Origin of the sequence: Pseudomonas sp. PDM02 (assembly GCF_014852285.1) — a bacterium.
In the GTDB taxonomy this organism is placed as follows: domain Bacteria; phylum Pseudomonadota; class Gammaproteobacteria; order Pseudomonadales; family Pseudomonadaceae; genus Aquipseudomonas; species Aquipseudomonas migulae.
This window is the reverse complement of the sequence record NZ_JACVBL010000010.1, coordinates 18,277-37,414: the sequence shown is the minus strand read 5'-3', so window position 1 is coordinate 37,414 and position 19,138 is coordinate 18,277. Positions and strand designations below refer to the sequence as shown.

Sequence of the window (19,138 nt, the reverse complement as noted above, 5' to 3'; positions counted from 1 at the left end):
TTTGTATCGATCAGTATTTAAGTCGAAAATCCTCACTCAAGGAATCTACCGTGACACCCTCAATTACCTTATCGGTGGCGCCCGAGCGCCTACCCATTGGCGCCTTGCTTGCACTGGCCATGACCGGCTTCATCTGCATCGTCACCGAAACATTGCCCGCCGGCCTATTGCCCCTGATCAGCGAAGGACTGGCGATTTCCCCCTCCATGGCCGGGCAGATGGTCACCGCTTACGCGCTGGGTTCGGTTCTGGCGGTGATCCCCATGACCATCGCCACCCGTGGCTGGCGCCGCCGCAATGTACTGCTGCTGACCATCGTCGGTTTCCTGCTGTTCAACTCCATCACCGCGCTGTCATCCCACTACGGAGCGACCCTGGTGGCGCGCTTCTTCGCCGGCGTCGCGGCGGGGCTGGCCTGGAGCCTGCTGGCCGGATACGCCCGACGCATGGTCGCGCCCCATCAACAGGGCAAGGCGCTGGCGCTGGCCATGGTCGGCACACCGATTGCCCTGTCCCTGGGTGTACCCCTCGGCACCTGGCTGGGCGGCCTCGTGGGTTGGCGCACGACCTTCGGCATCATGTCGGCCCTGACCCTGGTGCTGATTGCCTGGGTGCTGGTGAAAGTCCCGGACTACCCCTCCCAAGCCGAGCACCAGCGCCTGTCGCTGCGCACCGTTCTGACCACTCCGGGCGTGCGCCCCGTGCTGGCGGTGGTGATCTGCTGGATGCTGGCCCACAACATTCTCTACACCTACATCGCACCGTTCGTGGTGCCGGCGGGGTTGGGGGATCGGGTGGATTTAGTATTGTTGGTGTTTGGTACTGCGGCGTTGGCGGGGATCTGGCTGACTGCCAAATTGGTTGAGCCGTTGTTGCGCAAGACAGTGTTGGTGAGCCTGGCGACGTTTGCGGCGGTTTGCGTAGTGCTTGGATTTTTGGGGAGCGTGCCTGAAGTGATCTACATCGGCGTGGCGGTTTGGGGGTTGAGCTTCGGCGGGGCGGCGACGTTGTTGCAAACGGCGCTGGCAGACGCGGCGGGAGATGGGGCCGATGTGGCGTTGTCGCTGAATGTGGTGGCCTGGAACAGTGCGATTGCGGGGAGTGGGGTAGTGGGCGGCGTGTTGCTGGATAGATGGGGCATCGCCTCTTTTCCGTGGGCAATGATGGTGTTGGTGGGAGTGGGGTTTGCGATTGTCTGGGGGGCTCGGGCTCACGGCTTCAAATCGGGGCCGCGTGCGGCTGGCCGGCCTGCGGTTGCGGGGCACTGAACTACAAAAAAGGCGCTGGCGGGGGGCTTTAATTCGAGAGTTGTCCCGTCCTGAATAAGGTTTACACCTTCTGATCTGTTTTCAGGAGGACGGGATACATCTCAGCTGCTGAGGGCTTGGCAAAAAATTATTGAGGCAGATGGCCGGAGCGCTGTGGTCAACTTCCGAATCCCGAGACCAGATTTCAGGCAAACGCCTCCTCGATAAATGCTTCCAGCGCCTTGTCTTCCAATATCTCGATGGAGAAGTGCCCGAAGCGCTTGGGCAACCAGATGATGCGGGCCCCGGACGGGGACTGCAGGTTCGCGCGGGCCAGTGGTTTGCCGTTTTCGTCTTCTGGCTGAACACCACTGGCCATCAATTCGTCATAGGCCTTCTCGATGTCCGGCGTGGAGTAGCAGTGGCGATAAATCATGCCTTCACCCGATGAATCCAGGAGTTCTTTCAGGTTCCCCGCCAACGGTTGCACCAGCATGAAACGCTCCTGACCAATCAACGCAATCGCGTAGCGCACGTGCAGGCCACCGCGTTCCCAGACGAGCGTTTTAGAGATCCTGGCCTTCAGTGTCTGTGCGTAGTAAGCACAGGCTTCTTCGAGATTCGTGACCAGTACATCGACGTGACTGAACTTCAGTTCCATTGCATTTCTCCTGTCAAACCGGCGTCAATGATAACGACGTCACCCTCAGGATCAGAAGGGGTTACATGGGGTTTGTTTGCGAGCCGAACAGCGTCGCTGAGATGGGGCCGTGCCGCATGCTTGCCGAGAGCGGCAACGCATTGCCCTCGACGTTTGCGGCAAGCAAGCACTTCATCCCTTACTCATGCGCCGTAACTCGCGGCTATCACAATGAGCGCAAGGAAACAGACCAACTGAACGCAAAAGAAGGTAAACCGAACCGCCACGAACCTGTTTGTCTGCACATGAGATACGTGAACCAGAGACTGGCACACACGAGCGATCAGGACGAGCATGGACAAGTAGTCAACGGCGGGTGTGTTGATACCAAGGGCTGAAATCACGAACACGATGGCGCCAAAGACCGGCAGGTTTTCCACACAGTTCGCATGCGCTCGTGTTCCGCGCCGATACCAATCCTCGCCATCGGGCTGATCGCTTCGGAAAGAGGCAATCGGAACATTCGAGAACAGGATTCTGACCCAGCGATACACCCCGACGGTTGCCATCAACAGCAGCAAAGTCCAGGTCGCGAACCCCAGCAACATCCACATCGGTATCGTCATGGCTGCCATCCTCAATCCAGCACGTCATTGCACATCCGCGCGACCGACGCGAGGTCGGCCGCACCCTGTAGATCAGTTGCTCATGATGGGAGCCAGTGCGGTCTGAATCCTGGACATCTGTTCGGGTGTTGTCATGCGCGCAAGCAGTTGGCCAAAATGTGGATGCTGCACGCCCGAGATAATGTACTGCCAGCGGTAGGCGCCCAGCACGGAGGCATTGATTTGCGCGGTCTCGTCAACACTGAACGAGCGTGGAACATTGCGAATGAAGTAGTTGGCATCGGATGCCGATTGCGCCTGCAGGATTGCATCGACGGCTGCCACCAGCGCAATCAGATCGCTCACTGCCTGGTCGCGCTCGACTGGCGAAAGTTTCGCATGCTCCGCTTTCCATTCCAGCTCATCGAGTACGACATGCCGGCTTTCATCCTTCCAGTGAAATTTGAAGACATCCTTGAAGAGCGGGCACAACTCCTCGCGCGGGGCGATGCTTTTTGCGTAATGCGTTTGAACAAACAGCTCGATATGACAGGTCAGCGCCAGCACCGACCAGGTGCTGGCCGCCAGTACCGCACGCGCCACATCGTTTGGATCGGCCACTTGGCGATATCCCGCCGGCAATTGCGCATCCATCATCGTTTCTATGCGCCGGAACAGCTCCTGATGCTTGATCTCGTCATTGGAAAATCGCACCAGCGCTTCAAGCGCGAGCTGATCGTCAAAGACATGGGCCCGACCTTGATCGAGCATTTTGGCACTGATGAAACGCTCGACCAGGCCAAAGATATACGCATAGGTTCGGCCCTGAATCTGGCTGAGCAGGCGCGCTTCTTCCAGGGTGAGAAAGGTCAGGCGGTCGATCCGCGAGAGTCCGTCGGGCAAGAATTTGCGCGAGAAGTCGAAACTGCGGTCCTGCAGCAAATCGCGATCGATCTGCCATTCGGCTTTTTTCGAGGACCTGACGAGTTGAGCATAACGGGCGGCGTTGCCCGAATCTGCGTCGGGTAAGGTTGCGACGGTGTTCATATCGATCTCCTGCTTCCTGGTCGAACTGGAAGGGGGCCATTACGGTTAACGTCGGAACCAGTGACCCTGGGTGAAACCTCTGGGGGGCGTCCCGATCACTGAGTCCGCGTTGGTGCTAATCTAGGCCTCGCCGTTCAGGTGCAGAATGACCGGTGCGCCTGATTACATGCTCCGGACTCCGGAAAGGAGGGCTGGCAATTGCTGGATGCGCTTTCTGATGTCTTGCGTGTCATTCGGCTCTCTGGAGGAGTCTTCCTCGAGGCGGAATTCACTGCGCCCTGGTGCCTCAGCGGAAAAATCTCTGCGGACGATTGCAAACCGTTCCTGGCGGCCCCTCGACATGTCATTGCGTCGCATTTTGTCGCTGCGGGGCACATGCAATTGAAAATCGACGGTGAAGCCCCCCTCGACGTGCGGGCAGGCGAACTCATTCTGCTTCCGCGCAATGACGTTCATAAGTTTGGCAGCGACCTGAGCGTTGCTCCCATGTCGGCGCGCGACGTTATTCAGCCGCCGGAAGTCGGTGGTATTTCACGTATCAAGTGCGGCGGAGGCGGCGAGGTCACGCAGTTATTGTGTGGGTTCCTCGGCACTGAAACCCCTTTCAGTCCGTTGCTCTCGTCGCTGCCATCCTTATTGAAACTGGACGTGCGCGCGACGGCTTCGGGAGCCTGGATTGAAAGCTCATTCCGATTTGCTGTCAGTGAGATCGCGGCGGGGCGCGTCGGCTCGACAACGGTCATCGCCAAGCTATCGGAATTGCTCTTCGTCGAAGCCGTCAGCCAGTATGTCGCGAGCCTTCCCGCTGAGCGGCGCGGGTGGCTGGCGGGTTTGCGGGATCCGCATATCGGGCGCGCATTGGCGCTGCTTCATGCTCGCCCAACCGAGGGCTGGACGGCAGAAGCCCTGGCGCTTGAAGTGGGCATGTCGCGCTCGGTTTTCGCGGAGCGATTCACGGCATTGGTCGGCCAGCCACCGATGCAATACCTGACGCTCTGGCGCATGCACGTGGCGGCTCAACACCTGCGCGAAGGTCGCGGCAATGTGGCGCAAATCGGCTTTGCAGTGGGCTACGAATCCGAAGCCGCGTTCAGTCGCGCATTCAAACGCCAGTTCGGCACATCACCCGGCACCTGGCGCAGGCAATCGGCTTGAGAACGGAGGGCGACGGGCGCGCTTCATCCGCTTGCTACCCGTATTCAGCGAAAGATCAGCGACTGGTGTGCCGCGCCGCCCGTGCGTGCGCCGTCACCCACTGCGACTGCCACATTGCCTGCGGCTATTGCTGCATCCCCGCAGGCAAACACGCCGGGTACACTGGTTTCGCGCATCGCATCGACCTTGATGAATTCTCCCGTCGGCCCGGCTTCAAACTCGCAACCAAGCAGCGCTGCCAGTGGGCTGCCCATACGCGTGAGAGGCTGAGTGAACAGCCCTGCAAATTTGATCACACGACCGCTGGCCAGTGTCACATCGGCTTGTTCCCCGCCAACCGACAAGACAGGTTCGCGCTCCACCGCAACCCCACGCCTGGCCAGCTTCGCCAACTGCTCGGCATCAGGCTCGAATACCTCGTTGAGGAAGAGTGTCGTTGGCCCCCAGTCGGGCAACATTAGCGATTGGTGGATGGCAACTGGCGACGCCGCCAAAACTCCAATCTGCCCGCCGTACAGTTCATATCCATGGCAATACGGACAATGAAACACTCGCTGCCCCCAGCGCTCTGACAGCCCGGGAATCGCAGGCAACTCATCCACCACCCCTGTGGCCAGGATCAGACGCCTCGCTGCGAATTGCTCCCCGTTCGCGGCTGTTATCACAAATCCACCATCGCCCGTCTTTGCCTGGGTGGCGGGTTGCGAAAGCCACTCGACTGTTGGATAGGCCAGCAACTGGGCACGTGCCTCGCTGGCTATCGTGCCGGGATCACGACCGTCCTGCCCGAGAAATCCATGTGAATTGTGAGCAAACCGATTACGGCGCAGACCTGCATCGATCACCAACACCTTTCGGCGCGCCCGTGCCAGTTGCAAGCCTGCGGAAATACCGGAATAGCTGCCACCAACGATGATCACGTCGTAAACCATTGATCAGTCTCCCTGGGTCTTCGACCTGCTCGAAAACTCTAGATACAACGTAAGTTACGTGATGTCGGGGTGTCAACAGTCTCGTAACTTATGCTGTGTCGAGCGATACTCGGCACACGCAACTTCAGGAAACCGCCATCCATGAGAAATGACACTCGCTTGTCCCGCATGCTGCACGTGCTGATCCACATGGCTCGCCACGAACAGCCCGCCACGTCCGATACCATCGCGCAGATGCTCGGTACCAACCCGGTGGTGGTCCGGCGGACCATGGCGCTGCTCAAGGACGGGGGCTATGTGCGCTCGGAAAAGGGGCACCGTGGGGGGTGGACGCTGGCGAAACCGTTAGCGGATATAACACTGTTGAACATCCATCAGGCCTTGGGCTCGTCCTCGCTTTTCGCCATCGGTCTGTCGACCGACCATCCAGAATGCCTGGTGGAGCAAGCGGTGAATGCTGCGCTGACCGAAGCGTTTGATGCGGCGCAGGCACTGCTTATAGATCGCTTGGGAAGCGTCACGCTTGAACAGTTGGCCAGTGATTTCGAACGGCGCTACCAACGTCTGTAAACCTGTGGTCTACAAAGTGGCGTCTGGAAGTAGCTGTATGTTTGGTTCTAGCCGGAAAGTGACGGTCCAGTAGGGAAAGATCACATCCTTGGACATTACCCACATGGGGCCACTTGATCTTGTGAAAAGATGAGTCATGTCGCCTGGAGGGCGAACTACGTTACTCAAAAAAGCACCTCCAGCCTACCTCCACTTTGTCTGTACTACGTTAGCTGAAAACGCTCTAACGCATAATCCTTGCCTGCCAAGGTAAGTTCAAAAGTGGTGGCGCCAAACGTACCCCGTGTCACTTTTTGTTTGATAAGGCGTTTGTCTTGAAGTTGCTTTAGATCGGCTTCAACTTCTGCTGTGCTGAGTGAGACAAGTTTGCAAATTGAGTTCAGATTTGCAACTTTCCTGAAATTTGCATGATAGGCCAAAGCTTCCATTAATAGCGTTTGGTTATCTGTCAGTCGTGGGAACTGAGGGTTGTTCATTTTGTAAACTTTTCGCTCTATCTCATGTAGCTCGTCGTAAGCTCCATCAGTGTTGCGGGCGTAGTAAATCGCTGCAGACAGAGTGCTGATTAAAATCGCGATTATCATCAGCAGCGACCAATTCGGCATTGGCGTTTCCAGCGAAAGCCAATCCGAAAAACGTTGCGGCCAGCTCGTGCTATCTGCCAACAATCTCAGGTCCAGGTGAGTGTCGAGCAGCTTTATGACAGCCCAAGCGACAAGGAAAATCCCAGCCCAGCAGGCCATAGCCTTGAGCGTGAATGGGGAATGCTTGCCTTGTGCTGCCATGCTACTCGTCCCCAGTGCAGAAACAGGTCTTATCAGCATAGCAGTGGAAAATTTGTCGTCTGGCAGATGACCTGAAAGGTCAGCTTTTGGTTGGGGATTCAACCGGTCGATGCAACACGGGCTACGCTGTCGCTGCCGATGAGTCCTGTTGCGGCCAGGTTTCGAAGCTTTTGAGCCAATGCTTCTCGCTCGGCCTTTGAGGTGACCGGATCGACGATTTGATATTGGCGATCGCACCACATGCCAACCTGACGTAGCCAGAAAGCCTGTGCAACCGGTTCAGTAGCCAGTCGCTCCAGTAGGTACGCCACCTGCTGCCAACCAGGTCTCAATTGAAGTATCGCCTGGCGGCGTGCTGTCGACAGTTCATGCCAATCCCTATCTAGTTTGGCACCTGATCCAGGTGTCACTGATGCCCAAGATAGCTTGTCCAGTTGAGCAACTGCGGCGTAAAACACTTTGTCCGACGGATCGTCAAGCGCCCCCAGCAATTCGGACAATTGGTTATCGCCAAGCAGACGTACGGCCGCTTGGCGCACGGTGGAATAGCGAGAGCGCATCGCTTCAGTTAGCCACAGCTTGTCGAGAGGGAAGTTAAGTTCGGTTGCCAAGCCAATGACACCGAGCCAATCCTGTTTCCGTGTTGGAATGCCCTGATTCAATTTCTTTTTCAGGATCGCGTTTGCATCGACGTCATGGCGTGCTGCTGCCCAGCGCGCCAAACTGCGGATTGAGGCGGATGCATCCAGCAAGGCCTTGCACAAAATTGGCCTCGGATCGTCGAACAAAGGCAGTAATGCGCGCAGCACGCAGACACGAACTTTGGCGCCCGGACGTGATAGGGCTTCGAGTAGCAGTGGTGAAGCTTGTGCAGCTGGTAAATCCTGACAAGCTGACACGGCAGCTAAGCGTACGGTCAGCTCGCGATGGGCTAAGGCGTCCCTTAAAAGTGTCTCCGGCGTTGAGTCCTTTTCCAGCAAAAGAGCAAACAGATAGCGCGCAGCTTTACCTTGTCGCGCAAGGAAATTGGCGTAGACCTCAGCCTTGATCTCGGGTGACTGCAGTACTGTGCGGGCGGCCATGAGCGTGGGGCCATGATCGGCTCTTCGGCGCGCAGCCAACGCTATGAGTGGCTCCAGTGCGATCAATAGCGCCTGGGCCCGAGAGGGAGTTAAATAGTGATTCAGCCCCTCCAACGCCAGATCGCGAATCTGGGGTACCCAATCGTTCAAACGCTCTATCAAAGCGACTAACGCTTCAGGAGAAGGATGATCGCGCAGCCCCCTGACAGCGACTTCTCGAATGAAGCCGTTGTAGTGAGTACTGATCTCTATCCATTTTCCACTGTTCTCAGCATTCCCCAGCAGTTCCATCGCTTCGTTTCGCCGATGCTCCGCCAATGAGGAGGCTGGCACCTGCTTGTTCTTCAGCTTACCCAGCCATTCCTTTATGACGTTCACTTTTTAATCCTTTTTTTGCTCGTACGGGCAGTCTTGCCAACACTTTACCCAGTTTTTCAGGTCGATTGCAGTCAGTAGGGAAGGATGCTTTCGACACTAAACGGATGGTCGCCTTGGCCTGCGTTCAGATTGAAAAAGCCGGCCGCTCACCCAACCGCTCAACCAATCTGACGAGATAACCATCGGGATCCTGGACGATGAATTCGCGCTGGCCTACTTCTACGTTATCAGCCCGATACCAGGTGTCTTTGCATGCTCGATAGAGTGGAAATCCGGCTTGGTCAAGTTTTTGGGTGATGGGTGCGACAGCGGCAACGTCGATCTGCAGGTTGATTCCTCTTCCAAATGGCTTCGTCAGGGGGGCCGTAAGCCATTGGCCTGCGTCCGGATCAATCTGCTCGAGCATTACCTGCGCACCGTTCAAGTCGAGGTAAGCGAATCCATCTTCCGGGCGTTGATACGCTACTTCGAAGCCAAGGCAATACACCCAAAAATCCAGGCTGTTACCAAGGTCGGTGACCATTAACTCTGGAACCAGTTTGCTACGTTCAAACATGAGATGACTTCCATTTCGATAGGCTTCTCCCCTGGGGCTGGCAGTGTAAATACCTGATGCGTGGTAGCAGGCTCTGCACTTTTGGCACGAGTGCCACGGGAAAGGGGAGCGAGCGGCATGATGCAGGGGTGGATGAGCATTCTCGAGCCACAAAGCGATTATCGGGACTGCGGCCAGTGATCCTGAATGTCATGCCATACAGCCTTGGACGTCACCTCGACATGCTTCTGTTTATCGCAAGTAAAGGGCGTGTCCAGCGTACCGAGGGCTATGGAGATCCAGTCGGAGTATTCGCCCTGGTTATTTGACCAGAAGAGCGACGAGCCGCAGCGAGCGCAAAACTGGCGCTCGACAGATTCAGAGGAAGGGTAAGAGCGGATGTCGTCGTTACCCTGTACCAGATCAAAGTCGCCCCGCAAGACACTTCCGTAGCTCGCAAATGCAGCGCCATGGCTTTTGCGGCATTGGCTGCAATGGCAGTGCGAAACAGCTTTGGGGCGTGACAGGAGTTTGTATTGGATGGCGCCGCAAAGGCAACTGCCCTGGAAGGTCTCAGTCATTTTTGGTGGCAATCCATTGTTGAGGGGGCAGCACTTTAAGTGGTGGGTAGATGCAGTGTCGAGCGAGTGCCCGTCGAACAGGCAGGGCGGCAGGCTTCGACAACGATCCGTAGACAGTTTTTGCCCTGCCACAGACGGTCACTGCAAAAAGTCGCGAATCGCCCGAATAGTCTGCGTAGGCGCCTCTTCCATCAACCAATGTCCTGCCCCTGGAATCACCACTTCCGTGACATTGTCCGCGGCGTTGCGCATGACGATGGCTTCGTTGTTGCCAAAGGATTTTTCCCCGCCGACGGCCAGTACGGGCATGGTCAGGCGTGTCTTCATCGATGCTTCGTTGTCCACGGCGTCCTGGCGAATGCTGCGGAACTGCGCGAACGCCGCGTGCATCGCGCCGGGGCGGGCGTAGAGTTTGGCGTAATGCTGGCGGGTGGCTTCGTCCACTTTGGTCGGGTCGCCGGCGAACTCGTTCCAGAAGCGATCGAGGTAGATGCGCTCACGACCGGCCACCAGGCGCTCGGCATCCGGACCGCCAAAGTCGAAGTGCCACAACATCGGTGAACGCACAATCTCGTTCCACGGCTGAATGCCCGGTACGGGCGCATCCATGACCACCAGGCGATCGGTTTGCTGCGGATAACGCGAGGCGTAGGCGAAGGCGACCATGGTGCCGATGTCGTGGCCGATGACCACCGAGTGGTCGATTTTCAAGGCTGCGAGTACCGCGCGTATGTCGCCCGCTTGCGTTTTCTTGTCGTAGCCGCCGTCCGGGATCGACGACAAGCCCATGCCGCGCAGGTCCGGCACCACGACCGTGTGGTCCTTGGCCAGGTCGGCAGCGAGAGGCGCCCACATGTCGCCGGTGTCGCCGAAGCCATGCAGCAGCACCACGGCAGGCCCTTTGCCGCCGACGCGCACGTGGATTTTCGCGCCTTCCACGGCGATGTCCTGGGTGCGGAACGAAGTGGGGAATGGCGTGACGCCGGCATGGGCGGGCAGGCTTAGCGCAAGCAGCAAAGAAGCAGTCAGCAGGGTGCGGATCATGTGGTTTTCCCGGAAGGATGCATGGAGAGTTGCGTACCGCATCCGCTGCAAACCACCATGCCGAAAACGCACGTCGCCCGGGGCAGAACAAGGTACCCAAGGCTGGAGCGTAGACCACATTGAGCGTTCTGATGGACCCTACAAATCGATGACCAGGTCTGACGTTGGCTTACTGCAGCACAGCAGGCGCAATCCCTTGTCGATTTCACGCTGGCGAATGCCGCCGTTGTGGTTCATCGCCACCGTGCCTTGCAGCACCGCCGTTTTACAGGTGCCGCAGACCCCTTGGCTGCAAGAGGAGGGGATGATGGCGCCGGCCTTCTTCGCTGCGGTCAGCACGGTCTGGTTGCCCGGCATGCTGAAGGTTTTACCGGAGCGGGACAGCGTGATCGTAAACAGGCTCTCCGGCTGATCGAGCACGCAGGCCGTTTCGATCAGAGGGGCCTCATCCAGCGCCGTGATATCGAAGCTTTCCTGGTGATAGTGGTGGAAATCAAAGTTTCCCTGTTTGAGTAGCGACTTGACCGCGCCCATGTAACCTTGCGGTCCACAAGTGAACACTTCCCGCTCCTTGAAGTCCGGCACCTGTTCGCTGAGCAAGGTCAGATCCAGGCGGCCAATCGGCCCAGCCCAATCCGTGCTGTCGCCGTGTCCTTCGCAGATATTCACGACACGAAGTCCCGGCATGCTGGCCTGCATCCGTGTCAGTTCTTCATGGAAAATAATATCGTCGGGGGTTCGAGCACTGTGCACAAAGACGATATCCAGTCGGGCTGCCAGGTCGAAACCCGCACGGGTCATGGACATCAGCGGTGTCACGCCGGAGCCCGCCGATAGATAAAGCAGCTTGTCGGCTGGACGGCCTATCGGTGTGAAGCTGCCCGCAGGGCCGGAGGCAAGCAGCCTGTCGCCTTCGCGCAAGTGATCGTGCAGCCAGTTCGATACGGTCCCGCCGGGAACACGCTTGACCGTGATCGACAGCGCAAAGGGGCGGGTGGGCGACGATGACAACGTGTAGCAGCGCGACACGCGTTGCCCCGAGATGGTCGGCGATACCGTAATGAACTGCCCTGGCTCAAAACTGATGACGCTGAAATCCGCACTTCGAAAGGTAAAGGTTTTTACGTCGTGGGTTTCGTCGCGTACGGCGCAACAGTGCAGCGCTTTTTGCTCGCCACTGTTCCACTGCGCACCGTAGGTGGCCCACGTGTCCGGATGGGTGAATACGTTCGGTGCAGACACGGCGCTCGCTGTACCCGGCGGCTTTTCAAGGAGGGTCATGGTCATTGCTCACACTCCCTGTGCGGCAAGCCGCGCGGCGTACCAGCGAGAGAATTGATCCACGTAGGATTCGGTAAATGCCGAGAAGGGGCCAGGCGAGTAACCGGGATCTTGCGTACCGCTGTGGGTGATCGCAACAAGGTTTGCGTCCTGCTGGTTGGTGGCTTTCCAGACCTCGGTCAGTTTCTCGATGTCGTAATCCACGCCCTCGATGGCGTCGGCATGGACCAGCCATTTGGTGCGCACCAACGTCTTGTCGGGCGCGAGCGGGATGATGTACGAAATGACGGCGTGATCGCTCATCACATGCGTCCAGGAGTTATGAGTCCACAGGTGCACGTCGCCGAGATCGCGGCGGGTCAAGTCACCAAACAGCCGCGTGCAGGCCACCCGAGTGTCGAGCGTTTGCGATTCGCCATTGCCGGCAATGACCAGCCGCTGCGTGCGGAACTGGGTTACCGCATCTGTGTCCAGGTGCTCCACTGCGTCGCAGATAAAACCGTCACGTTCCCAACTGCGTTTGGCCGCCGCATTGCGTTCTTCATATTCATCCAGCGCTTGCAGCGATTCCTCACTCAGACCTTCAGCGCAGAACCCAAAATCCTCCGGGAGGAATGAAGCGGTTAATTCAGGGTGCGTCGCAGAGCAGTGATAACACTCGCGATTGTTTTCGATGACCAACTTCCAGTTACCGTCTTCAATGATCTCTGCTTCATAAGCTATTTTCGAATACGTGAGGTTGTAGGGTGCCAGCCGGGGGGCCATGGTTTGCTCCAGGTAGGCGATGTCTTCCGGTGGTTGGTCACCCAGGCAAACAAACACATGAGTGCCGACCACTTTCGTATGAACACGAGTCAGGCTTTTGCAGGTCGGATCGAAATCCTTGCCCATGTGAGCGGCGTGCTTGAGGCTGCCATCAAGGTCGTAGGTCCACTGGTGATACGGGCACACGAGCATGCCCACCGTTGATTTGCCGGCCTGCTTCAGGCGCGCCCCGCGATGGCGGCAAACGTTGCGAAACGCTTGCACCTGCTCGTCGTCATCGCGCACGAGGATGATCGAGGATTTGCCGATGTCTATGGTCGAAACATCCCCAGGCTCCGGGATGTCCGCCGTCACGCCGACCAGAATCCAGTGCCGGGTGAAAAAGATATCGACGTCGCTGTCGAAAATGTCCTGACGCCCGAACAACGCGCCATGCATGCCATGGCCTGGGGTGCGTGCAGTCACCAGTTCTTGTTGGGATTTCGCGACGGTAGTTGTCATCTGTTGCCTCACGGGGGCGATGTTGAATCGTCAGCAAGTGACGGTGAGGCAAGTATCAAAATGGTCCGGATTTGCGTCAATGCGCTTTAATTTCACCCTCGCATAGCTAAAAGTTATGCGAAGAATCGACAACTGACCTTAGTGTGAAAGTAGCGACTCATCCCGCAGCCAATCGACGATGGCGTGCACCAGCGGGGTTATTTCCCGGCCGTTCGGAACAATCAGGTAATAGGCATCTTTCGGTTTCACCGCATAGTCAGTAATCCGCACCAGTTCGCCGCTCAGCAATAGCGGACGCAACAAACGGTTCCAGCCCAGCGCGACGCCATAGCCCTGCAACGCGGCCTGCACTGTGTCGTTGTAACTGCTGCAGCGCAGGCAGTAATTCACCTTGGGACGACTCTCGCCCAGCTCCTTGAACCAGCTGTTCCATGTCATCCAGCCTTCGAGCGTGGTGTCCGAATCGATCAGGTCAATGTGCAGGAAGTCGTTGACCGACAGCGGGGCAGGGTGCGTGGTCAGCCAGGCGGGGGAACACACCGGGAACACTTCTTCGTCAAACAGGAAAATCGCGGTGCCGTCCTCCCATTTTCCATTGCCGAAGCGCACGGCGATGTCGACGTCCTGTCGGTGCACGTCCGGATTGTGGACTTGGGTGATCAGGCGCAATTGCAGCTTGGGTTGCGACAGGCGCAATGCAGCCAGCCGGGGCAGGATGCGCAGGTGTGAAAACGCGGCGGTGCAGGCGAGCACCAGTTCCTGCTCGGGAATCCCCTCGGAAATCTTGTCGAACACATTCGCCATGCGCTGCATGGATTCGGCGACCACCGAATACAGCACGTAGCCTTCGCTGGTCAGTTTGATCGCCCGGTGCAGTCGATGAAACAGACGGGTGCCGAGGGTTTCCTCCAGGTATTTGACCTGCTTGCTGACGGCCGCCTGGGTCACGCCCAATTCTTGCGCCGCCAGCGTGAAGCTGCTCAACCGCGCGACGGCCTCGAATTCCATCAAGGCCGTCATGGACGGTATCAGTCGGCGGTAACCCTTGACCTTCTTACTGGTTTCTTCACTGCCCATCTTGGTCGATCCTGAAGGAGAACGGAGCCGCTCAACCGGCGACACACTATCGCTTGTTCCGTTGCTCGCCGGGAAGTGCTCGCAAAGTCGTGTCGCAAACGCCTTGCGCCATGTCGCTACGGGTCAACCGGGCTGCTGGCAAAGTGCGCTTGGCAATAAGCTTTATGATGGAATGATCTAGAAATAAGCATTCCAAAAACGACGTGTTTCTTTTCTGTAACCGACTAGTTCATTTTTGAGGTGAACGCATAACTAAATGAATTAAAAAGAAATTACTCGAAATTTCGTTGTGTTTTTCCTGTGTTTTCTATGTATACACAAGAAATACAATCTATTGACCGACCCAAAAACCCGTGCGAGTCTCGACTCATCAGTCAGCCGCACCTGACCGCAAAACTGCCCTTGGAGGTCGTTGTGAAAAACGGCAAAACCAGTCTTTACGAAGATCTGAAACGTCAAATCCTGACGATGGAACTGGACCCTGACGAAGCGCTGGATGAGGTCATTCTCAGCGAGCGATATGGCTTGTCCCGCACGCCGGTCCGGGAAGTATTCCGACGCCTGGCCGGTGAAGGTTATGTCGACATTCGGGAAAACCGCGGTGCCCGGGTGATTCCAATGAATCACTCGACCCTGCGCAATTTCTTCCTCGTCGCACCGATGATTTACGCAGCCGTTGGCCGTCTGGCCGTTCAAAACTACAAGCCGCGCCAACTGGTCGACTTGAAGGACACGCAGCATCGGTTCCGCATCGCCACTACCTCAAGGGATGCGCTGGCCATGGTCGTCGAGAACAACCGCTTCCACGCGATCATGGGCGAAATGGCCGGCAATCAATACCTCCAGCCCAGCCTGGAAAGATTGCTGATTGATCACTCCCGTATCGGCAATACCTTTTTTCGGCCTCAAAACGAGGACATGGAAGAGCGTCTTGAGCTGTCGGCGGGGCACCACGATTTGTTTATCGAGGCGATTGAACGCCGCGATGAATCTGCAGTAGTCGATCTCGTGTTTGAACACTGGGAACTGTCCCGGGAAAACATGGAGATTTTTATCGCGCCCCAAGGCATCAAGGCGGACGCGCTCGTTGATCTTCCACGCAATTCATTTCCGGAGAAATCATCTTGAAATTTGAAGGCATCTACACACCCGCAGTGACACCTCATAAACCGGATGGGGAAATAGACTGGAGCGTGTACTCCGAAGTACTGGAGTCGCTGATCGAGGCGAAAGTGCACGGCATTATCATCGGCGGCTCGACCGGCGAATATTATGCGCAGACCTCGGAAGAGCGTACCGAGCTTGCCGCTTATGCCAAGGATGTCATCGGCAACCGGGTCCAGTTGATCGTCAGCACCGGGGCCATTCGTACCGAAGATTCGGTGCAATACGCCAAGGATGCCAAAGCGATCAAAGCGGACGCCATTCTCGTCACCAGCCCGCCGTACGCGCTGCCGACTTCCCAGGAAAACGCGATCCACGCGCTGACCATCGATCGCGCTGCCGACTTGCCGATCATGCTTTACAACTACCCCGGCCGCATGTCCGTTTCGATGGACGAGGATTACCTCACCCGTGTGAGCGCCTCCAAAAATGTAGTTGCCATCAAGGAAAGCTCCGGCGACATGGGCCGCGTTCATCTGCTGGCCCGTGAGTTCCCGAACATCGCGCTGTCCTGCGGTTGGGATGATCAGGCACTGGAGTTTTTTGCCTGGGGCGCCCGAAGCTGGGTGTGTGCCGGTTCCAACTTCCTGCCAACCGAACACGTGGCGCTTTATGAAGCCTGTGTGCTCGAAAAGGACTTCGACAAGGGCCGCCGGATCATGTCGGCGATGATGCCGCTGATGAATGCCCTGGACGGCGGCAAGTTTGTACAGTCGATCAAATACGGTTGTGAACTGGCCGGCCTGAAAGTAGGGGACGTGCGCTTGCCGCTGCAACCTCTCGACCTGGAAGAAAAGCAAAGCCTGCAAACCATCATTGCCAATGTGAAGCGCGACGTTGCACGCATCACATCAGGAGCCAGCCATGGGTGATCTCCTGACCAAGGCCGAATACGCCGCCATCGCCAAAGACATTTCGTTCCCCTGCAATGCCTTCATCAACGGCGCGTTCAAACCCGCGATCTCGGGCAAAACCTTCGCCACGAACAATCCGGCGACCGGTGAGTTTCTGGCAGACGTCGCCGCTTGCGCGTCGGCAGATGTCGATCTCGCGGTCAGCAACGCCAAGGAAGCGTTTGAGGATGGCCGCTGGAGATCCATTTCTCCAAAAGAGCGCAAAACCGTCCTGTTGAAGTTTGCCGATTTGCTCGAACGGCATAGCCACGAACTGGCGGTCCTTGAGAGTCTCGACAGCGGCAAGCCAGTCAGCGAGTGCCAGTTGGTCGATGTGCCGGACACCATTCATACGCTGCGCTGGCACGCCGAGTTGATCGACAAGATTTATGACAACACCGCCCCTGTGGGCAGTGACGCGCTGACCATGGTCGTGCGTGAGCCCATCGGGGTGGTGGGCTGCGTGCTGCCCTGGAACTTCCCGCTGCTGATGCTGGCCTGGAAAATCGGCCCGGCACTCGCCGCAGGCTGTTCGGTGATCGTCAAACCCGCCGAGCAGACCACGCTGACGACGCTGCGTGTGGCGCAACTCGCGTTCGAGGCGGGCGTCCCTGCTGGTGTGCTCAACATTGTCACCGGCACCGGGAAAGAAGTCGGCGAGCCGATCGGCCTGCATCACGACGTCGACATGGTGAGCTTCACCGGTTCCACTGCGACCGGCCGCCGTTTCCTGCACTACGCAGCCGATTCGAACCTGAAACGCATCGTTCTCGAGTGCGGCGGGAAAAACCCGGCCGTGGTGATGGACGATGCGCAAAACCTCGACCTCGTCGCTCAGCATGTCGTCAACGGCGCGTTCTGGAACATGGGCGAAAACTGCTCCGCAACCTCGCGGCTGATCGTCCACGCGTCAGTGAAAGATGAACTGCTGGAACGCATGGGCGCCTACATCCGCGAATGGAAAATGGGTGATCCACTCGACCCGCAAAACCGCGTCGGCGCGTTGGTCAGCCCCGAACATTTCGCGAAAGTGAAGTCGTACCTTGAGCATGCCAGCGCCGGCAAACTGGATGTTGTGTACGGCGGTGGCACCGAAGACGGTGCGTTCGTCGAGCCGACCGTGATTGACGGTGTTGCGCCAGAGAGTCGGTTGTTCCAGGAAGAGATCTTCGGTCCGATTCTGTCGGTCACCACGTTCAGCTCGATTTCTGAAGCCATTGCCCTCGCCAATAACACGGTGTACGGCCTGGCCGCCTCGGTTTACACCGGCAGCCTGCGTCGTGCCATCAAGTTGGCGAGGGAGATTCGCGCCGGGATCGTCACCGTGAACTGCTTCGGCGAGGGCGATGCTTCCACGCCGTTTGGCGGCTACAAGGAGTCCGGGTTCGGCGGTCGGGACAAATCGATTTTTGCCCACGATCAATACACCGAAATCAAAACCATCTGGATCGATGTGTCTGATCGGTCGGATGAAGAGAACGAAAAATGAGCACCCATACCATCAAGCGCCTTCCGGTAGACACCGGGGTTTCAGGTTGGGAGGCAATTTCCGTACGCACTGCGCCTGTTCGCCTGCTTGATGGCAACGTCACGGCGGACTGGCTGATTATCGGTGCGGGTTTTGCCGGGCTGTCTGCCGCTCGCAGGCTGGCTCAACTGCATCCGGGCTGCCGCATTGCGGTGGTGGACGCCCATGAAATCGCCAAGGGGCCGGCGGGCAGGAACTCGGGGTTCATGATCGATGTGCCGCACAGCCTTTCCTCCGGGGAGTATTCGGTGGGCGGTGAGTCGGCAACGGCACTGGAAATTGCCCAGAACCGTTTTGCCATTGCGTTTGCCGCCGACGCTGCTCGTGAATATGGCATGTCTGCGCAGACGTTCGACCCTTCCGGCAAGATCAACGCCGCCGCCACCGAGCGGGGGACGAAACTCAATGACAACTATGCCAAATCGTTAAAAGGCATTGGCGAGCGGTTTGAAGTACTGGACGCCGCGCAGATGCGAGACATCACCGGTTCCACTTATTACCACAACGGGCTGTATACGCCTGGTGCGGTGATGATTCAGCCAGCGCAATATATTCGGGATCTTGCAAACGGACTTGATCGGCAAATTGAACTGTATGAGCGTTCACCGATTGTGGAATTGTCCCGGGCGGGAATTGGCTGGAAGGCGAAGTCTCATCGTGGTTCCGTTAGTGCGCCTAAAGTCATTCTTGCGGTCAATGGCCATATTGAAGACTTCGGTCACTTTCAAGGCCGGTTGCTGCATGTCTTTACTTACGCCTCAATGACGGCTGCTTATAGTCATGATGAGTTTTCAAGACCGGTTACCGGTAAAGATCGTTGGGCCTTATTGCCAGCGGACCCGATGGGCGCGACAGTTCGCAAGATAACTTCGAATGGACTTTCGCGGATTGTTATCCGCACCAAGTTTACCTACGACCCGAGTATTCAAGTCACACCGATGCGTGTCGCGGCGGTGGCCGAAGAACAACGGCACTCTCTGGATGCGCGTTTCCCGGAGTTGAAATCGACGCCGCTGGAATTCAGCTGGGCAGGGCGGCTTTGCCTGAGTCGCAACAGCGCTCCCGCCTTTGGCGAAATCGAGGAAAACCTCTATTCCGCTTGCTGCGAAAACGGGCTGGGCACGGTTAAAAGCACATTGGCAGGCGTGATGGCTGCCGAGTTGGCCAGCGGTCACCATTCACAGGTTTTGCAAAGTTTCAGTCAACTGCCAGGGCCTAGCCGGCTTCCACCAAAGATATTGACGATGTTGGGTGTCAACTCGGTTATTCGCTGGCAGGCGCTCAGAGCAGGGCGAGAAGGCTGAATAGTTTCAAACCACCGGCTTTTA

The 19,138-nt window shown here is 57.5% G+C and carries 19 protein-coding genes; 7 read left to right on the top strand and 12 right to left on the bottom strand.

Annotated elements, in window-relative coordinates:
- Window positions 1–50: 50 nt before the first annotated feature.
- Complete coding sequence (locus IB245_RS18430; protein ID WP_008038838.1) at window positions 51–1,268, top strand: MFS transporter; 1,218 nt, start codon at window positions 51–53, stop codon at window positions 1,266–1,268.
- A 184-nt stretch (window positions 1,269–1,452) separates the two neighbouring features.
- Here IB245_RS18430 and IB245_RS18425 read toward each other — a convergent pair whose 3' ends face one another.
- The 3 genes from IB245_RS18425 to IB245_RS18415 form a co-directional block, all read right to left on the bottom strand.
- Entirely contained in the window at window positions 1,453–1,908 is a 456-nt protein-coding gene (locus tag IB245_RS18425; protein ID WP_192228254.1) for a VOC family protein, read from the bottom strand.
- Between the two features lie 182 nt (window positions 1,909–2,090).
- Window positions 2,091–2,513 carry an MAPEG family protein gene (locus tag IB245_RS18420; protein WP_192228253.1) on the bottom strand — a complete coding sequence of 141 codons (423 nt, stop codon included), beginning with the start codon at window positions 2,511–2,513 and terminating at the stop codon, window positions 2,091–2,093.
- A 72-nt stretch (window positions 2,514–2,585) separates the two neighbouring features.
- Window positions 2,586–3,539: a diiron oxygenase gene (locus IB245_RS18415; RefSeq protein WP_192228252.1), complete on the bottom strand. Its 954-nt coding sequence runs from the start codon at window positions 3,537–3,539 to the stop codon at window positions 2,586–2,588.
- A 198-nt stretch (window positions 3,540–3,737) separates the two neighbouring features.
- Between IB245_RS18415 and IB245_RS18410 the strand changes: the two genes are divergently transcribed.
- Window positions 3,738–4,694 (top strand): AraC family transcriptional regulator, encoded by a 957-nt coding sequence (locus IB245_RS18410; RefSeq protein ID WP_192228251.1) that lies wholly within the window; start codon window positions 3,738–3,740, stop codon window positions 4,692–4,694.
- Window positions 4,695–4,738: 44 nt separating this feature from the next.
- On the opposite strand, the gene IB245_RS18405 is transcribed toward IB245_RS18410, so the two are convergent.
- Entirely contained in the window at window positions 4,739–5,626 is an 888-nt protein-coding gene (locus IB245_RS18405; RefSeq protein ID WP_192228250.1) for an NAD(P)/FAD-dependent oxidoreductase, read from the bottom strand.
- Between the two features lie 141 nt (window positions 5,627–5,767).
- Between IB245_RS18405 and IB245_RS18400 the strand changes: the two genes are divergently transcribed.
- A complete protein-coding gene (locus IB245_RS18400) occupies window positions 5,768–6,196 on the top strand; it encodes an Rrf2 family transcriptional regulator (protein WP_008038831.1) in 429 nt (142 codons plus the stop codon).
- 203 nt (window positions 6,197–6,399) lie between these two features.
- Here IB245_RS18400 and IB245_RS18395 read toward each other — a convergent pair whose 3' ends face one another.
- From IB245_RS18395 to IB245_RS18360, 8 genes are all read right to left on the bottom strand, one after another.
- Entirely contained in the window at window positions 6,400–6,981 is a 582-nt protein-coding gene (locus IB245_RS18395; RefSeq protein WP_192228249.1) for a hypothetical protein, read from the bottom strand.
- 98 nt (window positions 6,982–7,079) lie between these two features.
- Complete coding sequence (locus IB245_RS18390) at window positions 7,080–8,441, bottom strand: HEAT repeat domain-containing protein (RefSeq protein ID WP_192228248.1); 1,362 nt, start codon at window positions 8,439–8,441, stop codon at window positions 7,080–7,082.
- 124 nt (window positions 8,442–8,565) lie between these two features.
- Complete coding sequence (locus IB245_RS18385; protein WP_192228247.1) at window positions 8,566–8,997, bottom strand: bleomycin resistance protein; 432 nt, start codon at window positions 8,995–8,997, stop codon at window positions 8,566–8,568.
- A gap of 158 nt (window positions 8,998–9,155) precedes the next feature.
- On the bottom strand, window positions 9,156–9,557 hold the full coding sequence (locus IB245_RS18380; RefSeq protein ID WP_192228246.1) for a GFA family protein: 402 nt from the start codon (window positions 9,555–9,557) through the stop codon (window positions 9,156–9,158).
- 138 nt (window positions 9,558–9,695) lie between these two features.
- Entirely contained in the window at window positions 9,696–10,601 is a 906-nt protein-coding gene (locus IB245_RS18375) for an alpha/beta fold hydrolase (RefSeq protein WP_192228245.1), read from the bottom strand.
- 138 nt (window positions 10,602–10,739) lie between these two features.
- On the bottom strand, window positions 10,740–11,888 hold the full coding sequence (locus tag IB245_RS18370) for a 2Fe-2S iron-sulfur cluster-binding protein (RefSeq protein WP_412548044.1): 1,149 nt from the start codon (window positions 11,886–11,888) through the stop codon (window positions 10,740–10,742).
- Between the two features lie 3 nt (window positions 11,889–11,891).
- Window positions 11,892–13,148, bottom strand: a complete 1,257-nt coding sequence (locus IB245_RS18365) for an aromatic ring-hydroxylating oxygenase subunit alpha (RefSeq protein ID WP_192228244.1) — start codon at window positions 13,146–13,148, stop codon at window positions 11,892–11,894.
- Window positions 13,149–13,286: 138 nt separating this feature from the next.
- Entirely contained in the window at window positions 13,287–14,225 is a 939-nt protein-coding gene (locus IB245_RS18360; RefSeq protein WP_192228243.1) for a LysR substrate-binding domain-containing protein, read from the bottom strand.
- A gap of 414 nt (window positions 14,226–14,639) precedes the next feature.
- On the opposite strand from IB245_RS18360, the gene IB245_RS18355 reads away from it, so the two are divergent.
- Genes IB245_RS18355 through IB245_RS18340 form a run of 4 tightly spaced genes read left to right on the top strand, consistent with a single transcriptional unit; the run spans window position 14,640 to window position 19,114 of the window.
- Window positions 14,640–15,353 (top strand): GntR family transcriptional regulator, encoded by a 714-nt coding sequence (locus tag IB245_RS18355; RefSeq protein WP_008033405.1) that lies wholly within the window; start codon window positions 14,640–14,642, stop codon window positions 15,351–15,353.
- Window positions 15,350–16,261, top strand: coding sequence for a dihydrodipicolinate synthase family protein (locus IB245_RS18350; protein WP_192228242.1), 912 nt, complete (start codon window positions 15,350–15,352; stop codon window positions 16,259–16,261). Before IB245_RS18355 ends, IB245_RS18350 begins: the two co-directional genes overlap by 4 nt.
- Entirely contained in the window at window positions 16,254–17,771 is a 1,518-nt protein-coding gene (locus IB245_RS18345) for an aldehyde dehydrogenase (protein WP_192228241.1), read from the top strand. The genes IB245_RS18350 and IB245_RS18345 overlap by 8 nt, the downstream gene beginning before the upstream one ends.
- On the top strand, window positions 17,768–19,114 hold the full coding sequence (locus tag IB245_RS18340; protein WP_192228240.1) for an NAD(P)/FAD-dependent oxidoreductase: 1,347 nt from the start codon (window positions 17,768–17,770) through the stop codon (window positions 19,112–19,114). The genes IB245_RS18345 and IB245_RS18340 overlap by 4 nt, the downstream gene beginning before the upstream one ends.
- Window positions 19,115–19,138: the final 24 nt, after the last annotated feature.

Coding starts and splice junctions, on each gene's coding strand:
- IB245_RS18425 (WP_192228254.1), bottom strand. CDS start 1,908: ATGGAACTGAAGTTCAGTCACGTCGATGTACTGGTCACGAATCTCGAA.
- IB245_RS18420 (WP_192228253.1), bottom strand. CDS start 2,513: ATGACGATACCGATGTGGATGTTGCTGGGGTTCGCGACCTGGACTTTG.
- IB245_RS18415 (WP_192228252.1), bottom strand. CDS start 3,539: ATGAACACCGTCGCAACCTTACCCGACGCAGATTCGGGCAACGCCGCC.
- IB245_RS18405 (WP_192228250.1), bottom strand. CDS start 5,626: ATGGTTTACGACGTGATCATCGTTGGTGGCAGCTATTCCGGTATTTCC.
- IB245_RS18400 (WP_008038831.1), top strand. CDS start 5,768: ATGAGAAATGACACTCGCTTGTCCCGCATGCTGCACGTGCTGATCCAC.
- IB245_RS18395 (WP_192228249.1), bottom strand. CDS start 6,981: ATGGCAGCACAAGGCAAGCATTCCCCATTCACGCTCAAGGCTATGGCC.
- IB245_RS18385 (WP_192228247.1), bottom strand. CDS start 8,997: ATGTTTGAACGTAGCAAACTGGTTCCAGAGTTAATGGTCACCGACCTT.
- IB245_RS18380 (WP_192228246.1), bottom strand. CDS start 9,557: ATGACTGAGACCTTCCAGGGCAGTTGCCTTTGCGGCGCCATCCAATAC.
- IB245_RS18375 (WP_192228245.1), bottom strand. CDS start 10,601: ATGATCCGCACCCTGCTGACTGCTTCTTTGCTGCTTGCGCTAAGCCTG.
- IB245_RS18370 (WP_412548044.1), bottom strand. CDS start 11,888: ATGACCATGACCCTCCTTGAAAAGCCGCCGGGTACAGCGAGCGCCGTG.
- IB245_RS18365 (WP_192228244.1), bottom strand. CDS start 13,148: ATGACAACTACCGTCGCGAAATCCCAACAAGAACTGGTGACTGCACGC.
- IB245_RS18360 (WP_192228243.1), bottom strand. CDS start 14,225: ATGGGCAGTGAAGAAACCAGTAAGAAGGTCAAGGGTTACCGCCGACTG.
- IB245_RS18345 (WP_192228241.1), top strand. CDS start 16,254: ATGGGTGATCTCCTGACCAAGGCCGAATACGCCGCCATCGCCAAAGAC.
- IB245_RS18340 (WP_192228240.1), top strand. CDS start 17,768: ATGAGCACCCATACCATCAAGCGCCTTCCGGTAGACACCGGGGTTTCA.